The organism is Alistipes sp. HGB5 (assembly GCF_000183485.2).
GTDB lineage: Bacteria > Bacteroidota > Bacteroidia > Bacteroidales > Rikenellaceae > Alistipes > Alistipes finegoldii.
In genome coordinates this window covers 36,095-44,764 of the sequence record NZ_AENZ01000011.1, presented here as the reverse complement: position 1 = coordinate 44,764, position 8,670 = coordinate 36,095, and the positions used below count along the sequence as shown (strand labels likewise).

The window sequence follows — 8,670 nt, the reverse complement described above, 5'->3', positions numbered from 1 at the left end:
CACGGAGAAATACACCGTTTCGGTGACCCAGACGGGCGGCAACGGGCTGACGGCGGCCGCAGGCAGCTATTCGATCTCCTCGCCGGGCAACGGCTTCATCGAGATACCCCTCACGGGCACCGCGACCAAACAGGGCATCGTGACCTTCGCGCTGAAAGTCACCGACGCCGCGGGCGTCGAAACGGACTTCGGCGAGATTTCGACCATCGTCCGCGCCGGATTCGACCAAGCGGGCGAAGAGACGCCGCTGCTGGTCCAGAACTTCAACAAATTTCCTTGGGGCGGCGACTGCATCGGCCAGAAAGCCGGCGTGACCTCGGCGGACAAGACCGTCGCCAACCTCAGCCTCGACAACGAGACGGTGAGCGTCACGGCGGGCACCAACGCCAGCATCGGCGGCATCACCTCGACCGTACGCAACGGCAATCCCTCGTTCTACCGCGCCATCGGCATGGAGGGCTGGACGGGTTACCTCAACTACATGTGCCCCGGCTACATGCAGTTCGGAGCGGCAGGCGACAATGCCGACGGACAGCCCGGCAACATCATCTCCCCGGTGCTGAACATTCCCGCGGGCTACGACATGCTGCTGACCTTCAAGGTCGGCATCTGGGCCGCCGCGCCCGATCAGGGCATGGTCGGCATCTGCGAGAAGAACGACGGCTTCTGGATTTCGAAAGGCACGCTCAGCAAGATCGTCGCTTCGACCAAGAGCTACGTCTCGCTCGACATCCCGGCCTACACGTGGGTCGAAGTGTCGGCCGTCATCCCCAACCCCGGATCGCTGGCCAATCCGTCGCTCTTCATCTCCACGGCCGACAGCTGGTTCTCCGGATCGACGGTGAAGGCGGGCCGCTGGTATGTGGACGACATCAAGCTCGTATATTAAAACCGGACAACAACCATGAAAAAAAGCATCATATACATTCTGTTCGCCCTGTTCTCGTTCTCGGCCGCGGTTTCGCTCACGGCCTGCAAGGACGACGGCGTGGAGATTTCGGACGCCTACAAGTCGAAGACCCCGAAAAACGTGAAACTGCTCGAATACGGCAACAAGTCGCTCACGATCTGCTGGGACTTCGTCCGCGGCGCGACATCATACACTGTACAGCTCGTGGACGGCGACATGAACCCCGTCAGCGAAGCGCTCTGCATGACCACCGCCGACATCGACTACCATGAATTCACCGACCTGCCGACCGACCGGATCTATTACGGCCGCGTGCGGGCCAACTACCCCTACTCCGCCACTTCGGACTGGGTGTACGTCACCGAGCACGACAAACCGGCCATGCTGATGGCTTCGGTGGGCATCCTCGACCTCGATCCGCAGCTGAAACTCCATGCGGCGAGCGGTTCGACGCTGACCTTCGAGTGGTCCTACACCGACGACAAGGCGACCGACGCCGCGCGCAGCTACAATGTCGAGCTTTTCCGCGACGAAGCCTGCACCGATCTCTACGTCAGCTGGCTCGCCGACGGCAAACTCTCGTCGGGCAAAGGCATCTTCACTGCGCTGGCCGGCTACCCCGTCGTGCGCTACACCTTCTCAGGGCTCGATCCCGAAACGACCTATTACGCCCGGATCACCAACCTGAGTTTCGCCAATATCCAGACTCCCGTCGTGGCCGGAACCACGACCCAAGCCGGCCCGAAAGCCGCTGCGAACACCCCCGCGAAGGCCGGTGACATCGTGCTGGCGCAGGATTTCTCCGCCTTCATCCACGGCGGCGACATCGTGAATTCGGCGGCCGGTTACAACGCCGTTTCGGGCACCGACTTCCGCAAGACGTGGGAGAAGGCCGAGGGCGTGAATCCGCAGGCGGACGGCGACCGTCCCCTCTGCAACTGGGCGACCGAGTTCCACATCCACACGGGCGGCACGTCGGCCGAATACGTCGAAGCGCTCGGCATGAAGGGCTGGGGTTCGTCGGGCAACACCTCCACCCGTCCGGGCTACATCAAGTGCGGCGGCGGAAGCGGCGGCATCGGCATCCTCTACACGCCCCAGCTGACGGCCCTGCCCGCGAACACGACCGTCAAGGTCAGCTTCTCGGCCAGCGCCTATGCCGAAGGCGAAAACGTCTACGGCAGCGACATTGTCGTCGAAGCCGTCGAAGGGGCGGAATTCGGCTCGAACAACGTCGTGAGCAAGAAAGGCACCGCCTTCGTGTCGAAAACGGTCGACATCTCGTCCGCCGTGGGCAGGTTCGAAACCTACACCGTGACGCTCGAAGGACTCACCCCGGCGTCACGCATCGCCTTCTCCTCGAATCCGGCGCAGGCCGGCGCCAACAAGACGCGCTTCCTGCTCGACGACATCGTCGTCACCTGCGAGGGCGAAACGCATCTTGAGCAGCTCGCGGCCCCGGCGAACGTGAAATTCGACGCCGAAGCCGTTCAGCCCGACAAGCTGACGCTCAAATGGGACGCCGTGAGCGGCGCGGCATCCTATACGGTCGCCTGCTGGGCCGACGGCACCGACGAAAGCAAGGCTGCGCTGGTCGAAAAGATCGACGGCACGGCCTGCACGCTCGACAAGCTGACGCCCGAAACCAAATACAACGCCAAGGTCAAGGCCGTAGCCGGCCGCACGGCCACCGACTCCGACTGGTCGGCCAAGGCTTCGGCAACCACCGCCGAAGCTTCGCAGGGCAAGCTCGACGCACCCGCCAACCTGAAGGCCGAACCCGGATTCTCGACCGTGGCGCTGACATGGGACGCCGTTTCCGGTGCCACGGGATACAGCGTGACGGTCGATAACGGCACGCCGCAGACCGTGACGGACAACGCCTTCACGGCGACCGGGCTGACGGCGGGCACTTCGCACGACTTCTCGGTCGTGGCGCTCGCCGCGCTCGCCGCGGACAACTCCGATGCGGCGACGCTGCAGTCGAAGACGCTTTACGTCAGGATAGCCGCCGTAACCACGTCGAGCATCATCCTCGAATGGGAGCAGGCGGGAGACGTCTCGCAATATACGGTGGCCATCGAGGAGGAGGGCGATCCCTCCCGCAGCGCCCGGTTCACCTATGACTGGTCGAAAGCTTCGGGATACGGAAGCATCCCCCTGCGTTTCGCCTTCAACTATGTAGGCACGGAGTGGGCTTCGGCCGCCCTGTCGCCCTCGGCAAGCTACAGGCTCAGGGTGAAGGCCGGCGCCGCAGATTCCGATTCGGCGTGGTCGAACGACATTACGGGCACCGTAGCGCGCCGCACGGCCCCTGCCGGCGAAGTGTTCTATGAAGACTTCGACCGCTTTATGGGCGGCGACGCCGTCATGACCGCTGTCGGCGTCAAATCGGCCAAGAAGGTGACCAGCGAGGCCGGGCTTTCGACCATGCTGACCGAGTTCACCTACACCGACTGGTCGGCAGGCGGCGGCGCCATGAATGCCGGCAGCGGCACCTACGGCGATCCCTACCGGTTGATGTTCTTCAAGGACGACGGCTGGGAAACCGGTGCGCTGGTTACGGGCAACGGAGTTCACAATGCCTTCTGCGGCAGTTTCCGTCTCGGCGGCGACAACGCGAACCAGAGCTATATCCAGACGCCCGCCATGAGCGGACTCACTGCGGCGGCGAATGTCACGGTGACCTTCAAGACCGCCGTAAACGTCTGGACCGCGGCTTCGACCACCGCCCCGGCCGTTGTCTTCAAGGCGGGCTGGTGCCGCGACCAGTTCGAGTCGATGGAGCTGTATGTGGTCCACGGCGACGGAACGAAAGTCAAGGTCGGCGACACGATCGCGGTCGGCGATGCCGGGAGCGAGCTGGCGTGGAAATCGCACAGCGTCGCGATCGAGGGGCTGTTGCCTACCGACAAGCTGATGTTCACCAGCGTAGGCGCCAAGAAGAGCCGTTATTACATCGACGAGATATCGGTCGTCAAGAACTGACGCCTTGCATTCTCTGACTGCTTCGGCGCCGGAATACAGCGATGTGTTCCGGCGCCGTCGTTTTGTGCCGGACGGTGAAAAAACCGGGTGCGGAGTGGCGAATACGCAAGATTTGTGTATCTTTGTAAACATGGAATCCATTCCGACAGACAACGCCCGGCTCACGGCGGCGATCCGCGACGGCAGCCGCGAGGCTTTCGACGAGATGTGCGGCCGTTATTACGCGCCGCTGATGGCTTACGCCCGTCTCTTCCTGAAGGGAAACTGGGCGCAGGACATCGTGCAGGACGTTTTCGTAAACGTCTGGATTCGGCGCGAGACACTCGATCCCCGGCAGTCGCTCTACGGCTACCTGCTGCGCTCGGTCTACAACCAGTCGGTCAATTACGTGAACAAAAACCGCCATGCGGGCAACTACCGCTCCTACCATCAGGAGCGGATCGAGAGCATCGGATACGCCTACTACGATCCCGACAACAATCCCATCATCGAAAAGATCTACTCGCAGGACCTGCGCGCCGGCATCGACGCGGCGGTGGCCGCCCTGCCCGAAAAGTGCCGCGAGGTCTTCACGCTGAGCTACCTGCAGGGATTCTCGCACCGCGAAATCAGCGAGCGGCTCGGCATCGCGCAGAGTACGGTCGAAAACCACATCTACCTCGCGCTGAAGGCCCTGCGGTCGAAATTGTCGAAATCGGAACTGCTGATGCTCCTGTTTTTCATTTTCCTCTGTAATAATTCGCAGTCCTTTGGGTAGATTCATCCTGAGGATTGTATAGTAAGTAGCAAAACCAAAATGGAAGATACGCTTATAATGGATGCAGTCATCAATAAATACTTTGCGGGGGAGACCAGCGATCGGGAGGAGCAGTTCCTCATGGCGTGGCTGGAGGAGTCGGAGGAGCACCGGAAATACTTCTTCGAACTCAAAAGTATCTGGAACGCCCGCAACGTCTTCGCCGAAAGCGCCGACCTCGGCCGGTTCGCGGCCTTCATGCGCAGTACCGACGCCCGGATCGCGAAAATCGCCGGCGAGGAGCGCGCCCGTCGCCGCCGCGGTCTGCTGCGCTGGTCGATGAGCGCCGCAGCGGCCGTGCTGTTGGTGGTGTGTGCGGGATTCGCATGGCATTTCCTCGCAGGTCCCGACATTTACCGGGTCTATGAGAACAATACCGAAACCGTGACGACCGTCACCCTCGACGACGGCACGCAGGTATGGCTCAACGCCCGCACCCGGCTGATACTGCCCAAGGCTTTCAGTCCGACCGAGCGCAACGTGAAACTTGCCGGCGCGGCCTTCTTCGAAGTCGCGCGGGACGAAGCGGCGCCGTTCACCGTGGCTACCGACGACCTGCGGGTCCGGGTGCTCGGCACGGCCTTCTGCGTGCAGGCCTACGAGAACTCCGGGCAGGCCGAAGTGGTCCTCGAACACGGCTCGGTGCGCCTGCAAACCCCAGAAGGCGTCAATCTGGTCACCTTGCAGCCCGACCAGCGCGCGCTGTACGACGCGGCGGCCGACAACCTCGAAATCTCGCACGTGAACGCTTCGCACCTCGTGCTTTCGCAATACGATCTGGTGACGATGGCCAACGCCACCCTGCATGAAATCATCTCGCATATCGAAACGACCTACGGCGTGCGGATTTCGGTGCCGGGCCGTTACGGCGACAAGCGCTATGCGTTCAACTACCAGCGTTCGAACTCGCTCGAAGAGGTGCTCAACATCGTCGAGTACATGACGGGCGAACACTGCGAGGTGATCTTCCGCCAGAAATAACGTCGCTCCGCCGCATCGCCGGTCGGGGTTGCAGCCGGATGCTGCCCCGCCGCCGGCATCCGGAGCAAACCGCATACAAAAAGCCCCGCTTTCCGGCGGGGCTTTTCATGTTTTTGCAACTGCGTTACAGCGTCGAGAGCCAGTCGAGCGTGGCTTTCTGCCAGTCGTCGTAATAGCGGAACTTCGGGTTCATGCCCCAGCCGTGGCCGCCCGACGGATAGATGTGGAGCGTAGCCTTGACGCCGTGTTCCTTGAGCTTCTGGTAGAAAAGCGCGCTGTTCACGGCAGGCACCACCTTGTCATCGTCGCAGTGGAACAGCAGCGTCGGCGGGGTCCGGGCATCGACCTTCTTTTCGAGCGAGAACTCCTGCGCGACGGGTTTGTCGGCATCGTCGGCGCCGAGCAGCTGCACGAACGTCCCCTTGTGGCGTTTGTCGGCGTCGGCCGAAATCACCGGGTAGTAGAGGATCATGAAATCGGGCTTCACTTCCGAAAGCGTACCCACGCTGCCGGCGAGATAGCCGCCCGCCGAGGTGCCCGACACCCCTACTTTCGCCGGGTCTATGTTCAGCTCAGCGGCCATTTCGCGCATGACGCGCAGCGCCTCGTCGGCGTCGTTGCGCGGAACTTCGCTGTGACCGTTGGGCAGACGGTATTTCACCACGGCGGCCGTGACGCCGTTTTCGGCGAACCACTTGGCCTCCTTGTGGCCGTTGCCGACCGAAAGCGTCGAGTATCCGCCGCCGGGGAAGAATACCAGCGCCTGTCCCGTGGCATTGTCTCCGGCCTTGTAGATCCACATTTCGGCTTTCTGGGTATTGGACCACTGGCCGGGTTTGGGCTGAATCTCCTCGCCCGTCAGGCCGTTGGAGGTGGGCGCCGTCGCGTTGTCCCAGAGTACGACATGGTAGTCCTGCGCATAAAGGGCCGGCGACAAGGTCAGGGCGGCCAGCAGGAGCAGTGTTTTTTTCATGGTTTGCAGTTTATTTTGGATTAAACGGGTAAATCGGGTTCAAAGATAGTGTAAACCGCGTGCCGCGGCAAATTTATTCGGCTGCACCGGGTGTTTTTCGCACCTCAGGCAGGTCCAGCGTCCGTATCCGCTCTTTGAGCGGCGCGACGGCGGGTGCGCTGACGCTGAACTCCTCCAGTCCCGCTTCGAGCAGCCACGCCGTGGCTTCCGGGTCGGCAGCCAGTTCGCCGCACATGCCGGCTTCGATGCCCGCGCTGCGCGCCGCCGCGAGCGTCATGGCGACGGAGCGTTTCACGGCCGTATCGAACGGGTCGCAGAGATGCGCCACGCGCGGATTTCCCCGGTCTGCGGCCATGACGTATTGGGTCAGGTCGTTGGTCCCGATGCTGAAAAACCGCGCTTCCGCGGCCAGCAGGTCGGCGACCATGACCGCGGCGGGGGTTTCGATCATCACGCCCAGCTCGATTCCGGGATTGTAAGCGGCTTTTTCCGCGTCCAGCTCCGCCATGCACTCCCGCACGGCGGTTTCGGCCCGGCGGAACTCCCCGACCGACGTAATCATCGGGAACATGATCCGCAGGTTGCCGAATACGCTCGCCCGGAGCAACGCCCTCAGCTGCGTACGGAACACGTCGTGCATGGAGAGCGAAACGCGGATGGCGCGCCATCCGAGAAACGGATTTTCCTCATGTCCGAAATCCATGTACGGCAATGCTTTATCCCCGCCTATATCGAGCGTTCGTATAACTAACGGCCGTTCGCCGCACAACTCTGCCGCATGCCGGTAGGCTTCGAACTGCGTCTGCTCGCCGGGAAACCCGCCGCGGCTCTGCATGTAGAGAAATTCGCTGCGGAACAGCCCGATTCCCTCGGCTCCCGCATCGAGGGCCGCGCGCACCTCCGCGACGCTGCCGGCATTCCCCAGCACGGCGATACGCCGTCCGCCGCGCGTCACGGCAGGCGTATGCGCACCTTTCAGGCAATGCTCGCCGTGCCGTTTCCGCGATGCGCTCAGGGCGCGGTATCGCCGTTCGGTTGCGGTATCGGGAGCGACGATTATTTCGCCCGTATCTCCGTTGATTATCAGCTTGTCGCCTGTATTTATCTCAAGCATGCATTCAGATGCTCCGACGATTGCCGCAATCCCTTTGGCGCGGGCGATGATGCAGACATGGCTCGTGACGCTTCCGCGGGCCGTCACCACGCCCGCGATGCGGCTGAAATCCATCAGCGCCGTATCCGACGGCGTCAGTTCCTCGGCCACGACGATCGTTCCGGGAGCAAGTCCGGCGAACGGATTTTCGGCCGTTTCGCCCGTGAGAATACGGCGTATGCGGCCGCATACGTCCCGCACGTCGTCGGTGCGGCCTCCGAGGTATTCGTCGTCGAGCGCGGCGAGCATGCCGCACACCTCTTCGCAGGCTTCGTCCAAAGCCCGTTCGGCCGAAAAGCCGTGTTCCGAAATCCGCTCTTCGACCTGTTCCGCCAGCATCGGGTCGTCGGCCATCTCCAAGTGCGCTGCGAAGATGTCGTTTTCCGCCGCCAATACGCCCAGCTCCGTTTTCGCCTGCGCCAGCGCGGCATGGAAGCGGGCCGTTTCGGCCGCCGGATCTCCGGTCGCGGCGGACGGTGCGGCCGAAACGCGGCGTTCGAGGACGAACGCCGTTCCTGCGGCAATTCCCGCCGCCGGGATTCCGGTCCGAAGCACGCGCATCACTCGCTCATGTTTGCGATGAACGCCGCGACGGCCTTCACGGCGGCGGCTTCGTCGCCGCCCTCGGCGCATATTTCGATCTCCGTGCCGCACTTCAGCCCCAGCGACAGCAGGGCGAGCATGCTCGCGGCATTGACCTCCTTCGCGGCGGTGCGGAAAGTGATCCTGACGGGCGCAAGGCCCTTGACAAGTTTTGCCAGCTCCCCGGCCGGCCGCGCGTGCATGCCGTTGGGAGCCGTAATCGTTACTTTTTGCGATGTCATATAAGTCGTTGTTGGTTCGGTCGGTTTTCGGTTGTGCATCCTGCG

General features: G+C 62.6%; 6 protein-coding genes and 1 pseudogene. 4 read left to right on the top strand and 3 right to left on the bottom strand.

Going from position 1 to position 8,670, the window contains the following annotated elements; translation table 11 throughout:
* The 4 genes and pseudogenes from HMPREF9720_RS02750 to HMPREF9720_RS02735 all read left to right on the top strand — a co-directional run.
* A pseudogene (locus HMPREF9720_RS02750) lies at positions 1-889 on the top strand (BACON domain-containing protein); the annotation flags it as partial.
* 15 nt (positions 890-904) lie between these two features.
* Positions 905-3,898, top strand: coding sequence for a fibronectin type III domain-containing protein (locus HMPREF9720_RS02745; protein ID WP_009596655.1), 2,994 nt, complete (start codon positions 905-907; stop codon positions 3,896-3,898).
* A gap of 130 nt (positions 3,899-4,028) precedes the next feature.
* Positions 4,029-4,655 carry an RNA polymerase sigma-70 factor gene (locus tag HMPREF9720_RS02740; protein ID WP_014776446.1) on the top strand — a complete coding sequence of 209 codons (627 nt, stop codon included), beginning with the start codon at positions 4,029-4,031 and terminating at the stop codon, positions 4,653-4,655.
* Between the two features lie 39 nt (positions 4,656-4,694).
* Positions 4,695-5,675, top strand: a complete 981-nt coding sequence (locus tag HMPREF9720_RS02735) for a FecR family protein (protein WP_009596628.1) — start codon at positions 4,695-4,697, stop codon at positions 5,673-5,675.
* A 124-nt stretch (positions 5,676-5,799) separates the two neighbouring features.
* On the opposite strand, the gene HMPREF9720_RS02730 is transcribed toward HMPREF9720_RS02735, so the two are convergent.
* The 3 genes from HMPREF9720_RS02730 to HMPREF9720_RS02720 all read right to left on the bottom strand — a co-directional run bounded on the left by HMPREF9720_RS02730 (position 5,800) and on the right by HMPREF9720_RS02720 (position 8,625).
* A complete protein-coding gene (locus HMPREF9720_RS02730) occupies positions 5,800-6,648 on the bottom strand; it encodes an alpha/beta hydrolase (protein ID WP_009596631.1) in 849 nt (282 codons plus the stop codon).
* A gap of 73 nt (positions 6,649-6,721) precedes the next feature.
* A complete protein-coding gene (ptsP, locus tag HMPREF9720_RS02725) occupies positions 6,722-8,362 on the bottom strand; it encodes a phosphoenolpyruvate--protein phosphotransferase (protein ID WP_009596633.1) in 1,641 nt (546 codons plus the stop codon).
* Positions 8,362-8,625, bottom strand: coding sequence for an HPr family phosphocarrier protein (locus HMPREF9720_RS02720; RefSeq protein ID WP_039939670.1), 264 nt, complete (start codon positions 8,623-8,625; stop codon positions 8,362-8,364). Before HMPREF9720_RS02720 ends, ptsP begins: the two co-directional genes overlap by 1 nt.
* Positions 8,626-8,670 lie beyond the last annotated feature (45 nt).